Genomic DNA, 23,500 nt, shown 5'->3' on the forward strand with positions numbered 1-23,500 from the left:
TTGCGTCCTTCTTCACGGATGCCGGGTATGGTAGTAGCGGCTGTAGGTGTTCAGCGCGTGCAGGGCGCGCGCCGCGGAGACGAGGTCGAAAAACGTCGGGATGCCGGCCTGTATGGCCTGCTGCGCATACCGCCGGCGCTTTTCCTCATAGTCGGCCTGGCCCGTGGAGCGCAGGACGAGATACAGGCGGGTGGCCGGCGCAAGCAGCCCTTGCAGGCCCAGCACCGTCTGCATCAGCTCGTCCAGCAGCGCGCCGCCGCGGTAGCCCATGATGACCGGCAGGTTGATGTGCGCCAGGACGGCGCCGGGGCGTTCCTGCGTGATGACGGCCTCCAGGATGCTGCCGGCGATCCGGCCCTTGCTGCGTTCCAGGATGTTCGCGGGGACGTCGAGCGGGTTTTCCAGCCCCGCTCCGGCCGGCACCCGCAACGCTTCCAGCGCCGCCGCCGTGGCGGCGCCGAGCGCGGGCACGTCGACGCCCAGCTTGCCCAGGGCGTCGGCCGCCAGCACGCTGGCGCCGCCGCCGTTGCCGAACAGCACCACGCGCCCGTCGAAGGGCGGCTTCGAATCGCGCTCGCTTTCGAAGGCGGCCAGCACGTTGATGAAGTCCTCTAGGCTGTCCACCAGTATGGAGCCCGTCTGGGCCGCCAGCGCCGTCCAGACCTGCTCGCTGCCCGCGAGAGAGCCGGTATGCGAGGCCGCGGCCCGCAGGCCTTGCGCGGTGCGCCCGCCCTTGAGCAGCACCACGGGCTTGGCCGCGCGGGCGTCGCGCAGGATTTCAAAGAAGCGGCGTCCTTCGCGGATGTCCTCGATATAGGCGCCGATGACACGGGTGGAGGGATCTTCCAGATAGTGGGCCAGCAGTTCGCAAGGGCCGATGTCCAGGCAGTTGCCCAGCGACACCACGCCGCTGAAGCGCAGCCCGCGGTATTCGCCGTTGCGGATGATGTCCACCGACAAGCCGCCGCTCTGGGAAAAAACCCCGACCGAGCCCGGCGCGGCGGGCCGGCCGTCGATGAAGCTCATGCCGGCCGCCGGCGAATACGTGCCCAGGCAATTGGGGCCCAGCAAACGCATGCCGCCCCTGCGGACCGCGTCCAGCAGCGCCCGCCGCAGCGCCATGCCGCGCCCGCCTTCGCCGAAGCCGCTGGACATCACCTGCGCGAAGCGGACCCTGCCCGCCGCCTCGGCCAGCATGGCGGGCACGGCCTCCGCCGGGATGGCGATGAAGGCATAGTCGATGGGTTCCGGCGTCTGGGACAGGCTGGGATAGCTGCGCAAGCCTTCGAGCTCGGGCTCGGTGGGGTGGATGGGGTAGATGGCGCCCCGATAGCCCGCCTCGCGCAGGCGACGGATGAATTTGTTGCCCTGGCCGTCGGACCTTCTCGATACGCCCGCCACGGCGATCGTGCGCGGGTGGAACAAGGCGTGCAGGCTGGTGCCCTGGATGATTTCAGGCGCAATGGCGGTCATGCTGGCTTACTCCGAGACAAGTACGACGCGTGCGTCCAGGGCGATCGCGCCCTGCGCCGACACGATCAGCGGGTTGACGTCCAATTCGCCGATCTGGTCGGCCAGCTCGAAGAACAAGCCGTTCTCGCCTCCCACGGCGAGCAGGGCGCCGGTCACCACGTCGTCCGGCACCGGCGGGCGGCCGCGGGCGCCTCTGAGCAAGGCGGCGCCGCGCAGTTCGCCCAGCATTTCGAGCGCGTCGGTTCTGGTGATGGGGCAGATCCTGAAAGAGACATCCTTGAGGATCTCGACGAAGATGCCGCCCAGGCCGAGCATGATGACGGGCCCGAAAGACGGGTCCTGGAAGCCGCCGATGACGATCTCGTGGCCCTCCTGGATCTGTTCTTCGAGCAGGAAGCCTTCGACGCGGTAGCCGTGCTCGCGGCAGCGCTGCGACATGGCGTCCATGGCGGCGCGAAGGCCGGCGGCGTCTTCCACGCCCAGCGCCACCCCGCCGAAGTCGGACTTGTGCAGGACGTCGGGCGAGATCAGCTTCACGACGACCCGGCCGCCGAGGTCCCGCAGCATGGCGTCCGAGGCGGTGGCGCCGTCCACGACGGCGGATCTGGGCGTGCGTATGCCGTATAGATCGAGGATGCGCTTCGCGGTGGGCTCGTCCAGCGCCCGGCGCTTCTGTTGCTTCGCTTGCTTGAACAAGGTACGCGCCCTATCTGCAATCCGCATTGCCGACTCCAAGTGGGTTGTCGAATCGTCCGGTTGTCCTCATGCCTCGAGGACGGCGACCACGTCTCCTTCCGAAATCGCCTGCCCTTCCGTGACGCGGACTTCCAGAACGGTGGCGGCTTCCGTGGCGAGGACGGGGATTTCCATTTTCATGGATTCGAGGATGACGAGCGCGTCGTCCTCCTCGACTTTGTCGCCCGGCTTGATCAGCACTTTCCAGACGGTGCCGGTGATGTCGCTGGTGATCGAGAGTGCGGTCATGGTGTGTGCTCCGTTTGTTTGAGGGGTTTCAGTAGCTGGTGGGCCAGCACGACAGCCGATGCCGCCCGACGCCGCCCGTGGGTTTCCTGGAATGGATGGCAAGCACGCTTTTCAGGTAGGACCGGGTTTCCAGCGGATGTATGACGTCTTTCAATTCGTACAGGGCGGCCAGGTCCCAGGGGGCGTTGTCCTGGCTGATTGCTTCGGCGAGCTTGCGGAAGCGTTCGGGGTCGTCCTCGTACCTGACGCCGTGCAGCACGTTGACGGCGGTGCCGGCGTCCATGAAGCCGTAGTCGGCGCTGGGCCAGGCGGCCGCTTCGTCGCTGTTGCGCCCGCCGCCCATGTTCAGGTAGGCCTGGCCGTAGTTCTTGCGCAGGGTGATCGATATTTTCGGGACGGTGACCTGCGAGATGGCGTTCATCCAGTTCATGATGCGCCCCGGCGCGCCTCGTTTTTCGCCGTCTATGCCGATGAGAAAGCCCGGCTGGTCGGCCAGCAGCACGATGGGGATGTTGAAGGAATCGCACAGCACCAGGAAGCTGGTCGCTTTGGCGCAGGCGTCGATGTCGATGGAGCCGCCCTTGAACTTCGGGTTGTTCGCAATGACGCCGACCGTTTTGCCGTCGATGCGGCCCAGCGCGGTGACCAGCGATTTGCCGAAGCGGCCCTTGAGCTCGAACAGACTGTCCTTGTCGAGGATGCGGCGTATGACTTCACGGCTGTCGTACACCTGGCTGCGGGATTCCGGCACCACGCTCAGGATGTCCTGAATCGCGTCGTCCGAGCCTTCGGGCACCGGCGCCACCGGCGGGGCCTCGCCGTTGTGGCTGGGCATGTAGCTCAGGAAACGCTTGACCAGCTCGATCGCTTCCTCGTCGGTGTCGACGGCGGCGTCGACCAGGCCGGTCGTGCCCGTATGCAGGCGCCAGCCGCCCAGTTCTTCGGCGTCGACGGTCTGCTTGATGGCCAGCTCGGTGACCCGGCTGCTGGCGACGGCCATGGTGGCGCCCTTGCGCATGACGACGTAGTCCGACAGGCAGGCATACCAGGTGGACGAGCCATAACAGCTGCCCAGCAGCGCCGACACCCAGGGACTGCGGCGGTCGCGCAGGTACTCGGCGGGATCCTGCCCGAGTATCGCGCGGCCCGCGGCGCCCATGCGGTCGGGCATGCGGGCGCCCGCCGATTCCCCGAGCAGCACGAGCGGCATGCCGGAATCGCCGGCGACTTGCCGGACGTGCTTGATCTTCTTGCCGTTGACCACGCTGCTGGATGCGCCCAGCACGGTGAAGTCGTTGGACACCACCGCCACCGGGCGGCCTTCTATGGCGCCGAAGCCCGTGACCTTGCCGTCGGCGGGCGTCTTTTCCTTGGCTTCGGGACGATACGAGGTGGCCAGCAGGCCGGATTCATGGAAGCTGCCGGGGTCCAGCAGCACGGCCAGGCGCTCGCGCGCATTCAGCACCTTCTGTGCGCGCCGCTTGGCCAGGCGTTCCGGCCCGCCCATGCCCAGCGCCTTTTCCCGGCGTGCCTGCAGCTCCTTGGAATTGAGTTCGTGGCTCATGTGTCTATCCTTTCTCCCTGTCTTGTCATTATTGTAGTAGCAATGACTACTACTAATCAACTGCTTTCTGAAGAACAGATGCGGCCGGGACCCCAGGTCGGACGCCGCCCGGCAAGGACGGGGCGGCGCGCGGCCGGCGCGGCGTCCGGCCGGGCTTCCGGATGCCCCCGCGCCTATTGCGGCTGGATATTGGCTTTCTTGGCGATCCCGGCAAACACGGCGGTCTCCGATTTCAGCAGTTCGCCCAGTTCCTCGGGCGTGCTCGGCGCCGGCTCCAGGCCGCGGTCCCGCAGCTGTTTCGCGACCTCCGGGGCGGCCAGCGCCTGGTTGATTTCCTGGTTCAGGAAGCGGACGGTGTTTTTCGGTATTCCCTTGGGGCCGAAGATGGCATACCACTGGACGTGTTCATATTCGGGATAGCCCGACTCGGCGACGGTGGGCACATTGGGCAGCTGCGCATCGCGCTTGGGGCCCGAGACCGCCAGGCCCACGAGCTTGCCCGCCGCGATCTGCGGAACGGCCTGGGAAAGAACGATGAAGGAGAACGCGGCCTGGTCGCCGAACAGGGAAGACAGCTGTTCCGGCGAGCCTTTATAGGGCACGTGCAGGAATTTGACGCCCGCCATGGACGCCAGCATTTCTGCGGCCAGGTGGCCGGAAGTCCCGACGCCCGAACTGGAATAGGCGAGGTTGCCCGGATTCTTCTTGGCGAGTTCGATCAGTTCCTTGGTCGTCTTGACGCCCAGCGACGGCTTGACGACGAGCACCGACACCGTCGTGACGGCGCGGCCGATGGGTTCGAGGTCCTTCAGCGGATCATGATTCAAGTTCTTGTACAGGCTGGGCGCCAGGGCGTTGTTGTAGCCGCCCAGCATGAGATGGGTGCCGTCGGGCGCCGCTTTGACCAGCTGGTCGGTGGCGAGGTTGCCGCCCGCGCCGGGCTTGTTCTGGACGACGACGGTATTGCCCAGATTCTTTCCCAGCGCGTCGCCGATGACGCGGGCGGTCAGGTCCATGGCGCCGCCCGCCCCGAACCCGACGGAGATGTTGATGGTTTTGTTGCGCAGCGGGTTTTCCTGGGCTAGGGCGGAGCCCGGGCCCAAGGTCAGGGCGCTTGCGATGATCGCTGCTTTCATACCTGTTTTGGCCAGCGCCGCTAAGCCCAGGCCTCTTTTCTGATGGAAAAACATGGCATTCCTCCTGGCGAGAATTCCGGCCCTTAGCGGCCGGTCGGGCTATTCTGCCATTAAGTAGCAGCTTGAACTACTATTATTTTTCCGGAGGCGGGTTTTACCGGCGCCGCGCCCAGGTTGACAGGGCCAGCCTATCGACTCAAACTTGACCGGTTCCATGGGCCGAATCATTCACAGAGCTGCCATATGTTCAAGCAAATCGCCACCAAAAACACCAGCAAGAAATCCACCGATGCATCCAGCCCGGTCAACGATCTACAGCGCCTCGGATTCTCCGAATACGAGGCCTGCACCTACCTGAGCCTGCTGCAGGGCAGCCCGGCCACCGCCTACGAGGTCAGCAAGCATTCGGGGCTGCCGCGCGCCAATATCTACGGCGCCCTGGAAAGCCTGGCCAAGAAGCGCGCGGTGCAGCCCGTCAGCGAAAACCCCACGCGTTACGTGCCCGTCGAGCCCTCGGCCTTGCTGGGCCGCATCGCGTCCGACGTCGGCGATCTTTGCGAGCGCCTTCAGCAAACGCTGGAAACGCTCGAACCCAAGGAAAGCCCCGATGTCGTCTGGAGCATAGACGGCGAAGAGCAGATCGCCGCGAAAGTCGACGAGCTCATCGACCATGCCCTTCAGCATGTCTGGATCAAGGCCTCGACCGACGTGCTGCGCCGCCATGCGCCGCGGCTCAAGAAGGCCGCCGCGCGCGGGGTCAAGCTGATCTTCGTCGTGTTCGGCGAAGACACCAAGTTCCTGCGCTTCGGCAAGGGCACCAAGGTCTACCTGCATGAAGGCAATGGGCAGCGCGTCGGCGGCGCCGACAACCTGTTCACGATCGCCATCGATTACCGCCTGGCCCTCACCGCCAACCTCGGCGAAACGCTGACGGGCGCCTACACAACCAATCCTGCCATCGTGCGCATGGCCGAAACACTGATCCGCCACGATGTCTACATGGCCGAGATGATGGCCTATCTGGGCAAGGAAATCGAAGAGCGCTTCGGCAAGGGCCTCATCGAACTGCGGCGCAGCCTGTTCTCGCCGGAGCAGATGTCCGAGCTCACCGCCAATCTCGAAAAGGCGAAGAAAGCCGTCAACGAGAGCTGATGCCTGTTTGCGATTCACCGTAGTTTTCGGCACGACGCGGCGCCTGCAATTAAAGTAGTTGTCACAACAGCTACTATGTGATTTAATTCAATCACGATAGGTGTCAACGTGGCGTGGCGACAATGAATGAATCCCTGCATCCCTCGTACCCGAACCAAGCTCCGGCCACATCCGTGATCGCCGGGCGTCCGGTCACCGACGGGCCGGCTTTCGATGTCGTCTCGCCTTACGATGGCGCGGTGGTCACGGCCGCCATCGGCGGCACCGCCGACTCCGTGCGCGACGCCGTCGGCGCGGCTTGCGCGGCGCGCGACCGCATGGCGCTCATGCCGGGCCATGAACGGGCCGAACGCCTGCTCGATGCCGCCGCAAGCTTGCGGCAGGACGCGGAAAACATGGCGCGTCTGCTCAGCCTGGAAACCGGCAAGACCCTGCGCGAAAGCCGGACCGAACTGGAACGCGCCATCGACGTCATCCGCCTGAGCGCACAAGAGGCGACCCGCAACGCCGGGCGCCAGGTGCCGCTCGACGCCAGCCGGCTCGGGGCCGGGGCGCTTGCGGTGTCGCGGCGCTTCCCCGTGGGGGCGGTCGGGATGATCGTGCCCTTCAACGCGCCGGTGAACCTGGCCTGCCATAAACTGGCGCCCGCGCTGGCCGCCGGCAATGCCTGCGTCCTGAAGGCGCCGCCCGAGGCGGCCGGCACCATCGGCCGTTTGTTCGGCCACTTCCTGCGGGCCGGCTTCACCGACGGCGCCGTCAATCTCCTGCAGGGCGGGGCCGACGTCGGCCAGGCCCTCGTATCCGATCCGCGGCTCGACTTCATTTCATTCACCGGCTCCTTGCGGGCCGGGCAGTCCGTCAAGGCGGCCGCGGGACTGCGGCCCTGCACGCTGGAACTGGGCGGGCTGGGGCCGACCGTGATCCATGCCGATGCCGACCTCGAGCGCGCCGCGGCCGCATGCGTCGCGTCGGGCTTTCGCCTGGCGGGGCAAAGCTGCGCGTCCGTGCAGAACGTCTTCGTCCATGAAGACGTGGCCGAGCGCGTCACGCAGCGCATGGCCGAAGGCGTGCGGGCGCTCAAGCTCGGGGACCCGCTCGATCCCGATACGGACCTCGGGCCCGTGATCAACCTGGCCGCCGCCGAGCGCATCGCCGAACGCATCCGCGAAGCCGTCCAGGACGGCGCGACATGCCTGGCCGGCGGCGGGCGCAAGGGCACGATGGTCGAACCGACGCTGCTGGCCGGCGCGCCCATGCAAACGCGCGCGGTATGCGAAGAAATCTTCGGCCCGGTGGTGCTCATCCACCGATACCAAGACATCGCCGACGTGTTCAAGTGGGTCAACGCCACGGGCTTCGGCATCAATTTCGGCTTGTTTACGCAGTCCATCGCCGTGGCCATGCAAGCCCATCGTTCCGTCATCACCGGGGCGGTCATCGTCAACGGCACATCCACGTTCCGCCCCGATCAAATGCCTTACGGCGGAGACCGGCTGTCCGGCTACGGGCGCGAAAGCCCCGCGGACTCGGTCAAGGCCATGACACGGGAACGGTTCATCGTTTTTCAATAGTGCAGCAAAAAGGAGGGGGAGTCATGGTAAGTGAAGCAGAAAGCGCCGCGGCCGGAAGCTGGTCGCGGGACGTCTACCAGGCATTGAAGGATCAGGGGATATCGGTGGTGGGCTTCGTGCCGGACGGAGGCATGAAGGAAGTCATCGACCTGTGTCTGGCGGACCCGGACATGAGGACGATACCGCTGACGAACGAGTCCGAAGGCCCGGGCCTGCTCGCCGGATGCTGGCTGGGCGGCGCGAAGGGTTGCCTCATCATGCAGAGCACGGGCGTGGGCAACGTCATCAACAACGCCTCCATGTCGGAGGTCTGCCAGTTTCCGTTCCTGGCCCTGGTGTCCTGGCGGTCCAGCTGGGCGGAAGGCAACCGGTGGCAGGTGCCGATGGGGCAGCGCTGCCGCGACTACTTCAAGATGGCGGGCTTCCAGGCCATGACCGTCGACAGCGCCGACGATGCCGGCGCCAGCGTCGCGGCCGCCGCTGAAGAAGCTTTCAATACGTTGAATGGAGTCGGTGTTTTCTTCAGTCAGCGGGTGATGGGCGTCAAGAGATTCCTGAGGTAAGAACATGAACGAGAGACACAATAGCTATACGCTGAACCGGCGTGAAATCGTCAAGCAACTGCTGAAGGGCAGGGACGACATGCCGGTGGTGACCGGCCTGAGCAGCGCTTCCTACGATTCCGTCGCGGCCCGCGGGGCGGATCATCCGCTCAACTTCAACCTGCACGGCGCCCTGGGCGGGGCGGCCATGGTGGGCCTGGGCCTGGCGCTGGCGCAGCCCGAGAAACGCGTCATGGTGCTGATGGGCGACGGCGACGTCCTTTGCGGCCTGGGCTCGCTCGCCACGTATGCGATCTCCGGCGCCACCAACCTGTCGCTGGCGATCTTCGACAACGGCATCTACGGGGAAACCGGCAACCAGCTGACGGCCACCGCCAAGTGCGTCGAGCTGGGCGACATCGCGGCCGGCTGCGGCATGCCGGTGGCGCGCACGGTCGACAAAGAAGACCAGGTCGACGCGGCGGTCCACGACCTGCTCAACGCCAAAGGCCCCGTCGTCATCAACTTCAAGGTATCGCCGGCGCATCCTGGCCATCTCGCCAAGACCCGCGACGGCGTCTGGATGAAGCTGCGCTTCCGCAATGCTTTCCTCGGTCAACCATGAGGCGGCCATGACGACGATGCCCTTGTCCTTCGCGCCGCTCATGGCGCGGTTCAAAGCTTCTGAAAGCACCGAGGCCGGCGCGCGGGCGCGCGCGCTGCGGGCCGAAGGCCACCATGTCGTGGACTTTTCCATCGGCGAGCCTGATTTCCCCGTGCCCGCCAACGTCAAGGAAGCGATCAAGCAGGCCCTGGACGGCGACGACACGCACTACACCAACACGGGCGGCACCCTGGAATTGATCGACGCCGTCCGGGCCAAGCTCCTGCGCGAGAACGGCCTGGAGTACGGCCGCGACCAGATCATCATCGGCTCGGGAGCCAAGAGCGTGATGTACCACGCGTTCGCGTGCACCGTGGGCGAGGGCGACGAGGTCATCGTGCCCGTGCCCTACTGGATTTCCTATCCCAATCAGGTGCGCATCGCGGGCGGGACGCCGGTCTTCGTGGAATGCGGCGCCGACGGCGGCTTCCAGCTGGACGTCGCCGCCATCGAGGCGGCCATCACGCCCAGGACGCGGTGGCTGGTGCTCAATTCGCCCAACAATCCGACGGGCGCGATGTTGTCCGACGCCACGCTGGCCGAACTGGCCGAGATGCTGGCGCGGCATCCCCATGTGCTGATCATGAGCGATGAAATCTACGAGCACCTCCGTTACGGCGGCGCCGTCCATCGCTCGATCGCGACGCTCGGCGAAGGCATCAAGGCCCGCACGCTGGTCGTCAACGGCGTATCGAAGTCCTATGCGATGACCGGCTTGCGCATCGGCTACGGCGCGGGCCCGGCGGAGCTCGTCAAGGCCATGGTGAAACTGCAGACGCAGACCACGTCTTGCGCGTCGTCCCTGGGCCAGGCGGGCGCGGTCGCGGCCCTGAACGCCAGCCACGACGACGTCGCCGCGAGGCGCGCCGTCATGGCGCAGCGCCGCGACTACCTGGCGCAACGCCTGGCGGGCATTCCCGGCCTGAGCGTGCGCGCGCCCGAGGGGTCGATGTACTTTTTCTGCGATTGCCGCGGCTTGCTGGGCAAGACCACGCCGCAGGGCGCGCGCCTGGAGTCCGACCTGGACTTCGTGCGCTACCTGCTGGACCAATACAAGCTCGTGGTCATCCAGGGCAGCGCCTACGGGTGCCCGGGCTTCTTCCGGATCAGCTTCGCGACCTCGCAGGAAAACCTGGAGGAAGGCTCGGCGCGCCTGCGGGACGCCTGCGCCGCGCTCGGCTAAATAAACATAATCATTCCAATCATTCAGGAGACGCCAAATGAAGGACAAGCGTACCGTCTTGCTGACGGGAGCGGCCGGCGCGGTGGGCCGCGTGCTGCGCGACGGCTTGAAGCCGGATTATTCCCTACGCCTCACCGACATCCGCGAACTGGGCGAACCGGGGCCCGGAGAGGAAGCGCAAGCGGCGGACCTGTCCGACGCGGAAGCGGTCTACCGGCTGGCCGAGGGCGTGGACGCCATCGTCCACATGGGCGGGGTGCTGGGCGCCGTCAGGGAAAACGGCAAGATGGTCGGCGAGTCTTGCTGGGAAGACGTACTGCGCAGCAACATCATGGGCACCTACAACGTGTTCGAAGCCGCGCGCCGCGCCGGCGTGAAGCGGGTGGTGTATGCGAGCTCCATACACGCGCACGGCTACTATCGGCGCAGCACTCGCGTGGGGCTCGATTCCCCGCCGCGGCCCGACACCCGATACGGGCTCAGCAAAGCGTTCGGCGAAGCCGCGGGCCGCTATTTCGCGGACAAGTACGGGCTGCAGGTGGTGGCCTTGCGCATCGCCACCTTCAAGCACAGGCCGACCCTGATGCGCGACCTGGGCACCTGGATCAGCCCGGGCGACATGGTCGAGCTGGTGCGCTGCTCGCTGGAATACCCGGACACCCATTTCGACGTCCTCTGGGGGGTGTCGAACAACACCCGCTCGCTGTACGACAACCCCAATGCGCGGCGCTACGGCTACTTTCCCAAGGACGACTCCGAGCAGTACCGCGCCGAGCTGCTGAAAGACCCCGCCGCGGCCGATTCGAATGAATTCGAGCGCCTGTTCCATGCGGCCCACCTGGCCGCGTCGGAATGGGCCGGCGACGTATCGAAGATCACGTAATGGAAAAAATCGTCATTGTCGGCGGTGGCATCATCGGGTCTTCCATCGCCTATTACCTGGCGCGGGCGGGCGCTCCCGTCACGGTGGTGGAGCCCGACCCCACTTACGAATTCGCCGCGACGCCGCGCTCGGTCGGCGGCGTGCGCTTCTTGCACGACATCCGCGAGAACGTCGAAATGTCGCTGTTCGGCCGCGAGGTCTTCACCGGCTTCGCGGCGCAGGTGCAGGGCGCGGCGGTGGCGTTCGATCCGGCCTGGCGCACCGTGGGGTATCTGTACATGGTGTCCGACGCGGAGTCCGCGCGGCAGCTGGAGCACAGCGCCGCCATGCAGCGCGCTTGCGGCGTCGAGGTGTCGCTGCTCGACCGGGACGCCTTGCGCGCACGCTATCCGTCGTTCCGGTTCCAGGACGTCGTCGCGGCGGCGTGGTCGCCGCAGGACGGGCAGATCGACCCCCACGCCGCCCTGATGGGGTACAGAAGGGCGGCCGAGGGCAACGGCGCGGTGTATCTCAAGGACAAGGTGGTGGGCATCGGCCAGGGCCATGGCAGGGTGTCCGGCGTCGCCCTGCAGTCGGGGGCGACATTGAATTGCGACATCGTGGTCAACGCGGCCAACTGCTGGGCGCCCGAGATCTGCGAGATGGCCGGCATCAAGGCGCCCATCTACCCCATGCGGCGCGAGCAGTTCTTCTTCAAGATCCAGGACCCGATCGAAAGCATACCCGTGATGCGCGAGGCCTGCGGGTTCGCACTGCGGCCCGAGCGCGACGGCTACATCGTCGCCCGCACGCGTCCCGACGAAAAAAAAGGCTTCAACTGGACGCAGGACCATGACCGCTTTGAAAACGATCTGTGGCCCGGCCTGGTAGAGCGTTCCAGCGCGTTCGAGGCGCTGCGCCTGCAGAACGCGTGGGTCGGCCACTACGACATGAGCGAAATCGACGGCAACCCCATCATCGGGGAGTGCGGGGCGCTGCGCGGCTTCCACATGGCGGCCGGTTTCTCGGGCCACGGGCTGCAGCATGCGCCGGCGGTGGGGCGCGGCATGGCGGAGCTCCTGACGACGGGCCGATATGAAACGATAGACCTGGGCCCATTCTCCTACCAGCGAGTGATAGAGGGCCGTCCACTTCTCGATAAAGGACCAAGAGCGTGAACAATACAGTGAATTCTGATGCGGGGCCGGTGGCTGTGCGGATCGGGGTGGACATCGGCGGTACGTTCACCGACGGCGTCGCGCAGCTGGTCGGCGAAGGCCGCATCCTGACGGCCAAGGAACTGACGGACGTCGTCGATCCCAGCCGCGGCGTGGCCCTGGTCGTCTCCAAGCTGCTGGACCACGCCAGGCGCGCGCTCAAGGGGCGGGAAGTCCACACCCAGGAAGTGGTCCACGGCACCACGCTGGTGACCAATGCGATACTCGAACGCAAGGGCGTCAAGACCGCGCTGGTCGTCACCGCGGGCACGGAAGACGCGCTGGAGATCGCCCGCGAGATCCGCTACGACATGTACGACATCGACATCGAATTGCCCGAGCCCCTGGTGCCGCGGGCCTCGATCGTCACGGCGGGGGGCAGGCTGGACGTCGACGGCGACGAACTGCTGCCCCTCACCGCCGAAATGCTCGACGGCATTGCGCGCGAAGTCCAGGCGCTCGGCGTCGAGTCCGTCGGGATCTGCACCCTGCACAGCTATATCGCGCCGGTCCACGAGGAAAAGATCGCCGCCCACCTGGGCGAGCGTTTCCCCGACTTGTCCATCAGCCTGTCCAGCCGCGTGGCCTCCGAGCCGCGCGAATACGAGCGCATGTCCACGGTGGCGGCCAACGCCTACGTGCAGCCCATCGCCGCGGTCTACCTGCGCAACCTGCAGAACCGGCTGGCGGAAGTGGGCGCGCCGTCGCCCTTGAACATCATGGTGTCCAGCGGCGGCTTCACGTCCGTGCGTTCGGCGGCGGACGTGCCCATCGTGCTGCTCGAATCGGGCCCCGCCGGAGGCGTGCTGGGCGCGCTGAACACGGCGGCGGCGGTGGGCGCGCGCGACGTGCTCACCTTCGACATGGGCGGCACCACCGCCAAGGCCTGCGTGGCCAGGGACGGCACGCCTTCCATCACCTTCCTGTTCGAGGCGGCGCGGGCGCGCCGGTTCAAGAAGGGCAGCGGCCTGCCGATACTGGTTCCCAGCATAGACCTGATCGAGATCGGCGCCGGCGGCGGGTCGATCGCGCACCGCAGCGTGCTGGGCCTGCTGAACGTGGGGCCGCAAAGCGCCGGGGCATCGCCCGGCCCCGCATGCTACGGCCAGGGCGGCACGGATCCGACGGTCACCGACGCCGACCTGGTGCTGGGTTATCTCGATCCCGACAACTTCCTGGGCGGCAGGATGCGCCTGTACAAAGACCAGGCCATGCGCGCCATGGACGGGCTGGGCCGGCAGCTGTCCCTGTCGGGCCTGGACGTGGCCATCGGCATCTGCGACATCGTCAACGAGAACATGGCTTCGGCGGCCCGCATGCACATCGCCGAGAAAGGCATGGACCCGCGTTCCCTGACCATGCTGGCGACGGGCGGCGCGGGGCCGGTCCATGCGATAGAAGTCGCGCACAAGCTCGGCATCCGCCGGGTGCTGTGCGGGATCGCGGCCGGCGTGGGCTCGTGCCTGGGCTTCCTGGCGGCGCCGGCGCGCGCGGACCGGGCATGGGCGCGCGCGCAGCTGCTTGCCGAGGTGGATCCGTCCGAGCTGCGCGCGGCGGCCGCCCAGATGCGGGACAGCGCCATCGAGGAATTGCGCGCGGCGGGCGTGGAGGCGGCGGACATGGCCTTCGTTCTGTCGGCCGACCTGCGCTACAGGGGGCAGGGTCATCCCATCAGCATCGAGCACGTTCTGGAAAGCGCCGATGCCGCCGACCCGGCCGCGTTCGAGCCGCTTTTCATCAAGCGCTATGCCGAGCTGTACGGCCAGCCCGTGCCGGGCGGGGTGGTGCAGGTCATGACATGGCGTCTTTCGGGGCGCTCGAAGAAAGCCGTCCAGGCCTTCCACCTGCGCGTCGACCGGCAAGACGACGGCGCCAGGCCGCGCGCCATGCGCTCGGTCTACCTGCCCGACGAGCGCGCCTTTTCCGAGGTGCCGGTTTACGATCGCTATGCCTTGCCGGCCGGCGTCAGGCTCGATGGGCCGCTGCTGTTGCAGGAACCCGAATCGACCATCGTGGTGGCCCGGAAAGCGCAGGTGGAGATCCTGCAGGACCTGACGGTCTCGATCACACTGCTTTGAATCCTGGAACAGGCCGAAAAGCGGCCTCATTCGCGAGGTACACATGAAGTCCGACATCACAAAACCGTCCATGCGCTTCGATCCGGTCACGCTGGAGATCATCTGGAGCCGGCTGGGCAGCATCGTGGACGAGGCGGCGACCGGGTTCGTCAGAACCTCGTTTTCCAGCCTGGTCCGCGAGGCCAACGATTACGCCATCGTGCTGACCGACGCCGACGGCAATTCGCTGACGCAATCCAGTTTCAGCATCCCGTCCTTCATCAGCACCCTGCCGCGCACCGTGCAGCACGTCATACGCATGTTCCCCCGGGAAACCCTTGCGCCCGGCGACCTGATCATCACCAACGACCCCTGGCTCGCGACCGGGCACATTCACGACGTCAGCACCGTGGCGCCCATCTTCATGGGCGGGAAGCTGGTCGCCTTCTCGGCGGTCACCAGCCACGTTCCCGACATCGGCGGGCGCGTGCGGTCCAGCGACGTGCCGTCCATTTTCGAGGAAGGTCTGCAGATCCCGATGCTCAAGCTGATCGACAAGGGGGCGCCGCAAGCCGCCGTCGAGGCCTTCATACGCGCCAACGTCAGGGTGCCCGACGCCACCATGGGCGACATCTGGGGTCAGGGCACGGCGCACGAGCAGATACGCAACCGCCTGCTGGAGCTCTTGACGGAAACGGGGCTGGACCTCGCCGCCCTGAGCGCGGAGATCTGCAGCCGGTCCGAGCGCGCGCTGCGCGATGCCATCGATGCGCTGCCCGACGGCGAATACGAATACCGGATGCAGCACGACGCCTTCTCCTCGCCCTTGACCATACAGTGCAAGGTCCGCGTCCGGGGCGGCGACCTGCACGTCGATTATTCCGGCACGTCGCCCCAGGTCGAAGACAAGTCCATCAATGTGGTCGAAACCTATACCTATGCCTATACGGCGTTCGCGGTCAAGGCCTTGCTGTCGCCGGACGTGCCCAACACCGAGGGCAGCTTCCGGCCGCTCACGGTCCATGCCCCGGTCGGATCGGTCCTGAATGCGCAGCATCCCGTGGGCACCGGTGCACGGGGGCAGATCGGGCACATGCTGCCGCCGGCGGTCTTCGGCGCCCTGGGCCCCATACTCGGCCCGCGCCGCCGGGCGGAAGGCAGCGGCAATTGCGTCGTGACGCTGTCGGGTCGGCATCGGGGGCGGCAATTCGCCGTCAGCAGCTTCGTGAACGCCGGCCAGGGCGCATCCGCCGAGCGGCCCGGCTTCAGCGCGCTGAGCTTCCCCAGCAACCTGGGCAACAGCCCGATCGAAATCATCGAGGCCGAAGCGCCCGTCATCGTCAACGGGCGCAGCCTGCGCAGGGGCTCGGGCGGGCGCGGCGTCCACCCGGGGGGCGACGGGCTCAGGTTCGACTTCACCTACGTGGGAGACGAACCGGTTTCATGCTCCTTCCTGATGGCGCGGCGCGTCGTGCCGCCGCAGGGCACGGCGGGCGGCGAAGCGGGCCTGCCCGCCCGCCTGGAAATCAACGGCGAGCTGCGCGACCCGACGAGCGTGAAGCAGTTGCGCAAGGGCGACCGAATCGTGCTGGAAACCGCGGGCGGCGGCGGTTTCGGCGCGCCGCAATGACAGTGCCGCCCGCCTTTTAACGCTGACAGGCCCTGGGCCTGGCTACGGAGACCGACATGAAGAGCGACCTCTTGCGCAATCCGGCAAAAATGCTGCTGGGCGGGCTGTCGATCGCCCTGTCCATGGTGGGCGGCGCCGCCGGCGCGGCGCCCGCCGGCTATCCGAACGGGCCGATCACGATGGTGATTCCCTGGCCGCCCGGCGGCGCCGCGGACTTCATGGGGCGGGTGGTGGCCGCCCGCATGAGCGAAAAGCTGGGACAGCCCGTGGTCATCGAGAATCGTCCCGGCGCGGACACCATCATCGCCACCCGGCGCGTCGCGGCGGCCCGGCCCGACGGCTATACGCTGTTCCTGGCCAGCAGCAACAATGCCGTGAACGCGACGCTGCACCCCGATACCGAGTCGGGCTTCCTGCAGGAGTTCGTGCCCATCATCAACATCGGCGTGGCGCCGACGGTGCTGGTGGTCAATGCCTCTTTTCCCGCGCGGACGGTGCCGGAGCTGCTCGAACTCCTGAAGAAGGGCAAGCCCAACGCCTATACCTACGCCTATTCCGGCCAGGGCAGCGCATCGCACGTTTCCGCCATCCAGTTCACGCGCCGCACCGGGCTGGAAATCATGGGCGTCAGCTACAAGGGCGCCTCGCCGGCGACCGTGGATTTGCTGGGCGGCCATGTCAACATGATGTTCAACGTCGTGCCGGCCATCGCCGGGCATGTCCGCGACGGCAAGCTATACCCGCTGTTCGCCCTGTCGGACAAGCGCCTGGCATCCCTGCCCGATGTGCCGACTTCCGCCGAAGTCGGTTTTCCCGAACTGAAGGCGGGGATGTGGCACGGCCTCGCGGCGCCGGCGGGGACGCCGGCCGGCGTCGTGCAAAAGATCGAGGCCACGGTTGCCGAAATACTGAAGGAGCCGGCCGTCGTGGAAAAGATGGAATCGCAGGGAGCGATCATCCTGGGCAGCGACGCGCGGGCCTTCCACCAGACCATCGTGCGGGACACGCAGATGTACAAGGAGCTGTTCGGCGCGGGCGGCGCCGCCAGATGAAGCCGGCTGCCTGACCCGCATTCCCCAGGTTACCCACAGATTCTGTGCATAACTCTAGGGAAAACCCGTGGGTACTTTTCAAAAAGCCCGTGGCGACAAGGGCTTGGGGTTCCGTGGCCCGCCATCGACCAATCAGGGCAGCCGCGGCCGCAGCTTGCCGGCGGCTTCCCGCGCGCGTGCGCGGGCGGCGTCCGCGCTGTGGTCGTGCGCCAGCGCGACGCCCATGCGGCGCTTCACATAGCTTTCAGGCTTGCCGAAAAGCCGCAAGTCGGTCTGCGGAACCCGCAGCGCCTCGGCCACGCCTTCATAGACGATGTCTTGCGCATCCACGCCGCCGTAGATGACGGCGCTCGCGCCGGGGCTTTTCAGGGCGGTGCTGACGGGCAGGCCGAGTATGGCGCGCGCGTGCAGTTCGAACTGGCTCTGCCATTGGCTGATCATCGTCACCATGCCCGTGTCGTGCGGGCGCGGGCTGACTTCGCTGAACCAGACTTCATCGCCCTTGACGAAGAGCTCGACGCCGAACACGCCCTGGCCGCCCAGATTGTCGGTGACGGCCCGCGCGACTTGCCGCGCCTTTTCAAGCGCGGCGGGGCGCATGGCTTGCGGCTGCCAGCTTTCCACGTAGTCGCCGTCCACCTGCTTGTGCCCGATGGGCTCGCAGAACTGGGTCTCGATGCCGCCGTCCGCCGCGCGCGACCGGACCGTCAGCAAGGTGATTTCGTAGTCGAAGTCGACGAAGCCTTCGACGATGACGCGGCCGTGGCTGACGCGGCCGCCCGTCATGGCGTGGTCCCATGCCAGCTGGATGTCGTCGGGGCCGTCGACCCTGCTCTGGCCCTTGCCGGAACTGCTCATGACCGGCTTGACGACGCAGGGATAGCCGACGTGCTGTTCGATGGCGGCGCGCAGCTCCTGCAGCGTGTCGCAGAACCGATAGGGGCTGGTGGGCAGGCCCAGGGTTTCGGCGGCCAGCCGGCGGATGCCTTCGCGGTCCATCGTCAGCCGGGCCGCGCGCGCGGTGGGTATGACGCGCGCCGCGCCCGCCGCTTCCAGCTCTTCGAGCGCCTGGGTGGCGATGGCCTCGATCTCGGGCACGACCAGGTCGGGCTTTTCGCTCAGGATGAGCGCTTTCAGCTGCTCCGCATCGCTCATGGCGATGCGGCGGGCGTGGTGCGCGACCTGCTGCCCCGGGGCATGATCGTAGCGGTCGACCGCTATGGTTTCGACGCCCAGTCTCTGCAGCGCGATGATCACTTCCTTTCCGAGCTCGCCCGACCCGAGCAGCATGACGCGCGTGGCGGAAGGGGAGAGCGGGGTTCCAAAGATACTCATGATGGGAATTCCAGTGGGATGCGGAAAATGCCGCCGGACGCTATGCCGCGCCGGCGTAGTAAGCCACGCCTTCATAGGCGTACTCGCCCGCCAGGGCGATTTTCACGTGGTCGGCTTCGGCGGCGTCGGCGGTGTAGAAGTGGGATCCCTGCTTGGCGTTGTAGAAGCGGTGCACCTCGACCGTGTCCGGCGCCTTGGCGCTCGCGGCCTGATAGGCGACGCCTTCGTAGACGAAAGACGGGAAAGAGGCCTTGACGAATTCCGCCTCGGCTGCGTCGGCCGTGTAGAAATGCGAGTGCGTGCCGGTATTGAAGAACCGGTGCACGTCCACCGTCGCCGGACCGGTTTCAAGACTGCGGTTGAACAGCACGCCTTCGTAGACGAATTCGGGAGCGTTGAGGTAGAGGCCGCGCGCTTCCTCGATGCTGGCGGTGTGGAAATGCGCGCCGTTGGCGGTATTCAGGAAGCGCATCACGTTGGGAGTCATGCTGGCGACCGAGGCCGATGCGTCGTCGAAGACGACGTTCTCGATGCCGAACAGCGCGTTGGCGCCGAAGGCCCCGTTCATGTCCGTGACCACGAAAAGGTCTTCGGGCAGGTAGTAGTCGAATTTGAAGTCCGCCGCCGGGCCCTGGTACTGCACGGTATCGTCGCCCGCTTCCCCGTAAAGGAGGTCATAGCCCGCGCTGGCCACGAAGAGGTCGTTGCCGGCGCCGCCGCGCAGCACGTTGTCGGCGTGGTTGCCGATGAGCTTGTCATTGCCGGCGCCCGTCGTCAGGTTCTCGATGATGGTGTTGCGCGCAATGGCAAGGTTGTTCGTCATGCCGTTGGCCGACGAAAAGGCGCCCGGGCGCAGGTCGACGTGGCTGTCGGTGCCCCATCCGCTGAGGTCCAGGGTGTCTATGCCGCCGGCGTCGTACAGCGCGAGAATGGGGTTCTGGTTGACGCTGAAATCATAAAGCGGCGCGGTCGCGCCCGCCGCCGTGGAGCCGAAGCCATACACGGTGTTGTCGGCGCGGGCATTGGAGGCGCCGTACATCGTCTGGATGGCGAAAATGTCGTTGAGCATCGGCGTCTGCGGGGCGATGACTCTGCCGTCGGCGCTGATCCATTCGCCCCAGGCGACCAGCCCTTCGCCGGTCTTGGGACCGAAGTAGGACATGACCGAATAGACCACGCTGTCTTGATAAGAAGAAGGCTGCCATTGCCCGTCACCGTCGTAGTCGCCCATGTGGAGCAAACCCAGCGCATGGCCGATTTCATGGAGATAGGTGCTGAAGCTGTAATTGCCCGGCGCCGGCTCCTTCAGATGTTCGAGTTTGGCATGGAACCAGATGTCGCCGAACGGTGGAAGGTGGGCGTGGGCCAGGCCGATGTCGGTCGCCGTCAAGCCGAACCGGATGTTGGCGGTGGCCGCCGAGGCGAGGCGGACGGGGACGGAGATGAGATCGGCCCACGTCGCCATGCCCAGGTTCGCCATCGCCTGCTGTAGTTCGTTCAAGGGCGCGAAGGTCAGCGCTTCGTTGCCCGTCGCGGCGGCGTCCTGGGCGGTGGCCGGGAAGCCGTATTTCAGGACGGGCAGTGTCCAGGCTTTGAATATGAGTTGGTCCAGCACTTGCTGGTCGGTCCATACAGGGGCGGTCATGTGGGCATTCCTTCTTTCGTCGTGGCTTGGGACTCGAACGCATCCCGATTGCGAAAAGCCAGATCATACTGAAAATGGCGGGCGGCGGATCAAAGCGCCGGCCGAAGAAGGATGGTATTTTGCTGTTTGCGGAATTTTCATGGCTTACTGCCCAAGGTCTGTTTTGATATCGAACACGCAAGCACAAACCGAACACGAATGCCTGGTGGCCGCCCTGATGCGGCAATTCGAACTACGCCATGGCGCGCCGCCCGTTCTTCTGCGCACGCACGCTTCGTCCATCATTCTGGCCGGCGATCACGCCTACAAGCTCAAGCGGCCCGTGCGGCTGCCTTTTCTCGACTTTTCCACATTGGCCTTGCGCCGCCGTTTCCTGCAGCTGGAACTGGAGCTGAATCGCCGTACCGCCGAAGCGCTCTATCTGGACGTGCTGCCCATCACGGGGTCCTTCGAACAGCCCGAGGTCGGCGGCAGCGGCGAGGCCGTCGAATGGGTGCTGCGCATGCGCCGCTTCGATCCCGACGGCGGCTTCGACGTCCTGGCGCGCCAAGGGCGGCTCACCCGGGCGCACATGGAAAGCCTGGCCGCCCACATCGCCGATTTCCATTTGCGGCTGCCGCCGATTCCGCGCGCCGAGGTGCCGGCGAAGAACGCCTGGGACTGGGCCGCCGAAAGCCTGGACGAAATCGCCGGCGGCCCGAATCCCCCGCGGTTCGAAGCGGGCCTCGGCGTCCCGGAATTGCGCGCGGCGCTGGCCGGCGCCTACGCCGGCCTTGCGCCGCTGCGCGAACGGCGGATCGCCGAAGGGTGGGTGCGGGAGGGCCATGGCGACCTGCACCTGGGCAACATCGTGGAATGGCGGGGCAGGGTGCTGGCCTTCGACGCGCTGGAGTTCGATCCGGCCTTGCGCCGCATCGACGTGATCAATGATATTTCCTTCACCTTCATGGATCTTTGCGCCAATGCCTGCGCCCCCCTGGCATGGCGCCTGATGAACGAGTATGTCGAGCGCACCGGCGACTACGAGGGCTTGCGCCTGCTGTACGCGTACGCCGCCGCCAAGGCGCTGGTGCGGGCCAAGCTCTGCCTGCTGGGTCAGCCCGGCGCGGCGGCCTTTTCCAAGTACTGGGACCTGGCCTGGTCGTTTGCCCGGCCGCCGGAACGCAGGCGGCTGATACTGACCATGGGGCTGAGTGGCTCCGGCAAGTCGACGGTGGCGGGCCTGCTGGCGGAGCGCCTGGGCGCGGTTCGCATCCGGTCGGACGTGGAGCGCAAGCGGCTTGCCGGCATGGCCGCCCTGGACCGGCCCGCCGCGCCGGCCGAGCTCTACAACCAGGCGTCCAATGCGCGCACCTATGACCGCTTGTCCCGGCTCGCCGAACTGCTGCTCGGCGCCGGCTTCCCGGTCATTCTGGACGCCGCCTTTCTTCGCCATGACGAGCGCGAGGCCATGAGGCGGCTCGCGGAAGGGCTGGGCATCCCCTTTGCTGTGGTGGAGTGCCGGGCCGGCGCGCCGGTCATGCTGCAGCGGGTTCTTCAGCGCGCCCAAGCGCAAACCGACCCTTCCGATGCGACGCCGCAAGTGCTGAAGCTACAGGAAAGCTACGCGGAAGCCGTGCCCGAGGCCTGGCGAGCGTTCCACCACATCGTGCGGAACGATGGCTCATTGGCGGAACTGTCCCAGGAACTGGAGACGAACTGTCGTTTTTAACCGATACCATTGTCAAGAATTATCACGAAATCGCACTATGCTGCGCGATAGGCGGATATATTTGGTTACGATGTACGAGCGACTGTGTTCTCCGCAGCATTCATTTCATTGGGGGCGTTATGGCGGCGGCTCTGATTACCGATCTCAGTGTCTATACGACCCGATCCGGCCGCGTGGCTTTCCTGCATACGCGCGAAAACGCCGGCCAGAAAACGGTTTTCTACGGCTACATACTGGAGCTTTCCGAAGGCAAGGCCGTCCGGCGGGAACTGGCCTGGACGGAGTGCGGCACCTGCATATCCAGCAACGAAGAAGGAGACCGCATCGTCTGGAAGGCGTAGCGCGGCCCGCCCCGGCTACAGAGCGCGATCGCCCGCAGTTTGCTAGCATACCCACCTTTACTTCGTGGTGGACCGGATCATGGCAAGCTGGATCGAAAGCATCCTCAACACTCACGGCGTCTGGGGCGTCGCGCTATTGATGTTCCTGGAAAACGTCTTCCCGCCGATACCGTCGGAATTGATCATGACGCTTTCGGGCTTCGCGGCGTCGCGGGGGGAAACCAGCATCGCGCTGGTGATCGTGGCGGGCACGCTGGGGTCTTTGGCGGGGGCGCTGTTCTGGTATGGAATAGGCCGGCTGTTCGATCAGGAAAGGGTGAAGCGTTTCGCCGACCGGCATGGGCGCTGGCTGACGTTGACGAGGTCGGACCTGGAGCGCACGGATCGGTGGTTCGACGAGCATGGCCACTGGGCGGTGCTTCTGGGGCGGCTGATTCCGACCATCCGGACGCTGATCTCGATCCCCGCCGGTTTTTCAGAGATGCCCGTCGGGCGCTTCCTCATCTACACCTCGATCGGGACGACGGTGTGGACGGCTTTTCTGGCGCTTTTCGGGTATTGGCTGGGCAATGACTACCAATTGCTGGAGGAATGGCTGGATCCGGTGTCGCTGGGGGTCGTGGCGCTGGTGGTGGTCGTCTATGTGTGGCGATTCATTACGTTTCCCGGGACGCGGCGGGATTGAGGCTTCCCTGGCGCGAGGCATGGCACTCCCCAAGGCACCTGGCACGCACATTGCTGAACTTCGCATGCCATGTTGGCCATATATCGGAGGTAGCTATGAAAAAGTCTCTCGCAGCAATATTGTCTTCCACCGCGCTGATCGCCGCGCCCGCCGCATTCGGGCAGGCCACCGGTAGCGGCGGCGGCCCCAACGGGTCGGGGCCCGGCGCCTCGACCGCCAATCCGCCCGTCACCCCGTCCCAGACCGAAACCAGCAGGGGAGCCGTCACCACGCCGCCTCCGCTGGACCGCAGCGGCGCGCCCAAGCACGTGAGCGACAAAAAAGACGGCAACACCGGCGGAGCCGACTCCGGTAGCCCCGCGGCGGGCAGCGGCAGCGGATCGTCGTCCGGCCTGGGCGGACAAGCCGGCGCCGGCACGGGCGGTACGGGCGGCACCGGCGCAGGTGGCACGGGGACGGGCGTCGGCGACGCCAGCGGCCTGGGCGGAGCGGACGGCTCCAGCGGATCCGGCGCCACCGGATCCGGCTCGCGCTGATCCGTCAAGCGGTGGCCTTTCAACGTCGACAGGCCCCGGTCCCTGAACCGCCCCACGGCCCTCGGCGGGCCGCCGCGGCGCACACCCGCCAATTGTGTTATTTGGTAACAGAGCTGGCATTGCCATGCCCCGGGCCCCATAGTGCCCGAGGGGATATCTT

The 23,500-nt window shown here is 66.3% G+C and carries 21 protein-coding genes; 14 read left to right on the top strand and 7 right to left on the bottom strand.

From position 1 onward, the window contains the following. Window positions 1–12 precede the first annotated feature (12 nt). The 5 genes from H0A72_RS13005 to H0A72_RS13025 form a co-directional block, all read right to left on the bottom strand. The gene (locus H0A72_RS13005; RefSeq protein ID WP_180155961.1) at window positions 13–1,473 is read right to left on the bottom strand and encodes a CoA-binding protein; all 1,461 of its coding nucleotides are present in this window, start codon (window positions 1,471–1,473) and stop codon (window positions 13–15) included. A gap of 6 nt (window positions 1,474–1,479) precedes the next feature. Further along, the gene (locus H0A72_RS13010; protein ID WP_180155963.1) at window positions 1,480–2,196 is read right to left on the bottom strand and encodes an acetate--CoA ligase family protein; all 717 of its coding nucleotides are present in this window, start codon (window positions 2,194–2,196) and stop codon (window positions 1,480–1,482) included. A gap of 39 nt (window positions 2,197–2,235) precedes the next feature. Beyond that, on the bottom strand, window positions 2,236–2,457 hold the full coding sequence (locus tag H0A72_RS13015; RefSeq protein ID WP_180155965.1) for a biotin/lipoyl-binding carrier protein: 222 nt from the start codon (window positions 2,455–2,457) through the stop codon (window positions 2,236–2,238). Window positions 2,458–2,485: 28 nt separating this feature from the next. Beyond that, window positions 2,486–4,021, bottom strand: coding sequence for an acyl-CoA carboxylase subunit beta (locus H0A72_RS13020; protein ID WP_180155967.1), 1,536 nt, complete (start codon window positions 4,019–4,021; stop codon window positions 2,486–2,488). Window positions 4,022–4,194: 173 nt separating this feature from the next. Further along, window positions 4,195–5,157: a Bug family tripartite tricarboxylate transporter substrate binding protein gene (locus tag H0A72_RS13025; protein ID WP_180155969.1), complete on the bottom strand. Its 963-nt coding sequence runs from the start codon at window positions 5,155–5,157 to the stop codon at window positions 4,195–4,197. Between the two features lie 243 nt (window positions 5,158–5,400). Between H0A72_RS13025 and H0A72_RS13030 the strand changes: the two genes are divergently transcribed. The 10 genes from H0A72_RS13030 (at window position 5,401) to H0A72_RS13075 (ending at window position 17,087) form a co-directional block, all read left to right on the top strand. Beyond that, complete coding sequence (locus H0A72_RS13030) at window positions 5,401–6,309, top strand: TrmB family transcriptional regulator (RefSeq protein WP_180155970.1); 909 nt, start codon at window positions 5,401–5,403, stop codon at window positions 6,307–6,309. 122 nt (window positions 6,310–6,431) lie between these two features. Next, the gene (locus tag H0A72_RS13035) at window positions 6,432–7,880 is read left to right on the top strand and encodes an aldehyde dehydrogenase family protein (protein WP_180155972.1); all 1,449 of its coding nucleotides are present in this window, start codon (window positions 6,432–6,434) and stop codon (window positions 7,878–7,880) included. Between the two features lie 23 nt (window positions 7,881–7,903). Next, a complete protein-coding gene (locus H0A72_RS13040) occupies window positions 7,904–8,443 on the top strand; it encodes a thiamine pyrophosphate-binding protein (RefSeq protein ID WP_180155974.1) in 540 nt (179 codons plus the stop codon). Between the two features lie 4 nt (window positions 8,444–8,447). Next, a complete protein-coding gene (locus H0A72_RS13045) occupies window positions 8,448–9,047 on the top strand; it encodes a thiamine pyrophosphate-dependent enzyme (protein WP_180155975.1) in 600 nt (199 codons plus the stop codon). A gap of 7 nt (window positions 9,048–9,054) precedes the next feature. Then, on the top strand, window positions 9,055–10,269 hold the full coding sequence (locus tag H0A72_RS13050; protein ID WP_246437055.1) for a pyridoxal phosphate-dependent aminotransferase: 1,215 nt from the start codon (window positions 9,055–9,057) through the stop codon (window positions 10,267–10,269). A 37-nt stretch (window positions 10,270–10,306) separates the two neighbouring features. Further along, window positions 10,307–11,152, top strand: coding sequence for an NAD-dependent epimerase/dehydratase family protein (locus H0A72_RS13055; RefSeq protein WP_180155977.1), 846 nt, complete (start codon window positions 10,307–10,309; stop codon window positions 11,150–11,152). Further along, window positions 11,152–12,309: an NAD(P)/FAD-dependent oxidoreductase gene (locus tag H0A72_RS13060; protein ID WP_180155979.1), complete on the top strand. Its 1,158-nt coding sequence runs from the start codon at window positions 11,152–11,154 to the stop codon at window positions 12,307–12,309. Before H0A72_RS13055 ends, H0A72_RS13060 begins: the two co-directional genes overlap by 1 nt. Next, entirely contained in the window at window positions 12,306–14,426 is a 2,121-nt protein-coding gene (locus tag H0A72_RS13065) for a hydantoinase/oxoprolinase family protein (RefSeq protein WP_218953302.1), read from the top strand. Before H0A72_RS13060 ends, H0A72_RS13065 begins: the two co-directional genes overlap by 4 nt. Before the next feature lie 43 nt (window positions 14,427–14,469). Then, window positions 14,470–16,035, top strand: a complete 1,566-nt coding sequence (locus H0A72_RS13070; RefSeq protein WP_180155981.1) for a hydantoinase B/oxoprolinase family protein — start codon at window positions 14,470–14,472, stop codon at window positions 16,033–16,035. A gap of 56 nt (window positions 16,036–16,091) precedes the next feature. Further along, window positions 16,092–17,087, top strand: a complete 996-nt coding sequence (locus tag H0A72_RS13075; RefSeq protein WP_180155983.1) for a Bug family tripartite tricarboxylate transporter substrate binding protein — start codon at window positions 16,092–16,094, stop codon at window positions 17,085–17,087. 132 nt (window positions 17,088–17,219) lie between these two features. On the opposite strand, the gene purT is transcribed toward H0A72_RS13075, so the two are convergent. Then, window positions 17,220–18,422, bottom strand: a complete 1,203-nt coding sequence (gene purT, locus H0A72_RS13080) for a formate-dependent phosphoribosylglycinamide formyltransferase (RefSeq protein ID WP_180155985.1) — start codon at window positions 18,420–18,422, stop codon at window positions 17,220–17,222. 40 nt (window positions 18,423–18,462) lie between these two features. Beyond that, entirely contained in the window at window positions 18,463–20,067 is a 1,605-nt protein-coding gene (locus H0A72_RS13085) for a M10 family metallopeptidase C-terminal domain-containing protein (RefSeq protein ID WP_180155987.1), read from the bottom strand. A 139-nt stretch (window positions 20,068–20,206) separates the two neighbouring features. Between H0A72_RS13085 and H0A72_RS13090 the strand changes: the two genes are divergently transcribed. The 4 genes from H0A72_RS13090 to H0A72_RS13105 all read left to right on the top strand — a co-directional run bounded on the left by H0A72_RS13090 (window position 20,207) and on the right by H0A72_RS13105 (window position 23,340). Next, a complete protein-coding gene (locus tag H0A72_RS13090) occupies window positions 20,207–21,778 on the top strand; it encodes a bifunctional aminoglycoside phosphotransferase/ATP-binding protein (RefSeq protein WP_180155989.1) in 1,572 nt (523 codons plus the stop codon). Between the two features lie 119 nt (window positions 21,779–21,897). Beyond that, window positions 21,898–22,119, top strand: a complete 222-nt coding sequence (locus tag H0A72_RS13095; protein WP_180155991.1) for a hypothetical protein — start codon at window positions 21,898–21,900, stop codon at window positions 22,117–22,119. 79 nt (window positions 22,120–22,198) lie between these two features. Beyond that, window positions 22,199–22,804 (top strand): DedA family protein, encoded by a 606-nt coding sequence (locus H0A72_RS13100; RefSeq protein ID WP_180155993.1) that lies wholly within the window; start codon window positions 22,199–22,201, stop codon window positions 22,802–22,804. 95 nt (window positions 22,805–22,899) lie between these two features. After that, on the top strand, window positions 22,900–23,340 hold the full coding sequence (locus H0A72_RS13105; RefSeq protein ID WP_180155995.1) for a hypothetical protein: 441 nt from the start codon (window positions 22,900–22,902) through the stop codon (window positions 23,338–23,340). Window positions 23,341–23,500 lie beyond the last annotated feature (160 nt).

It is taken from the genome of Parapusillimonas granuli (assembly GCF_013416525.1).
Classification (GTDB): Bacteria; Pseudomonadota; Gammaproteobacteria; order Burkholderiales; family Burkholderiaceae_B; genus Parapusillimonas; species Parapusillimonas granuli.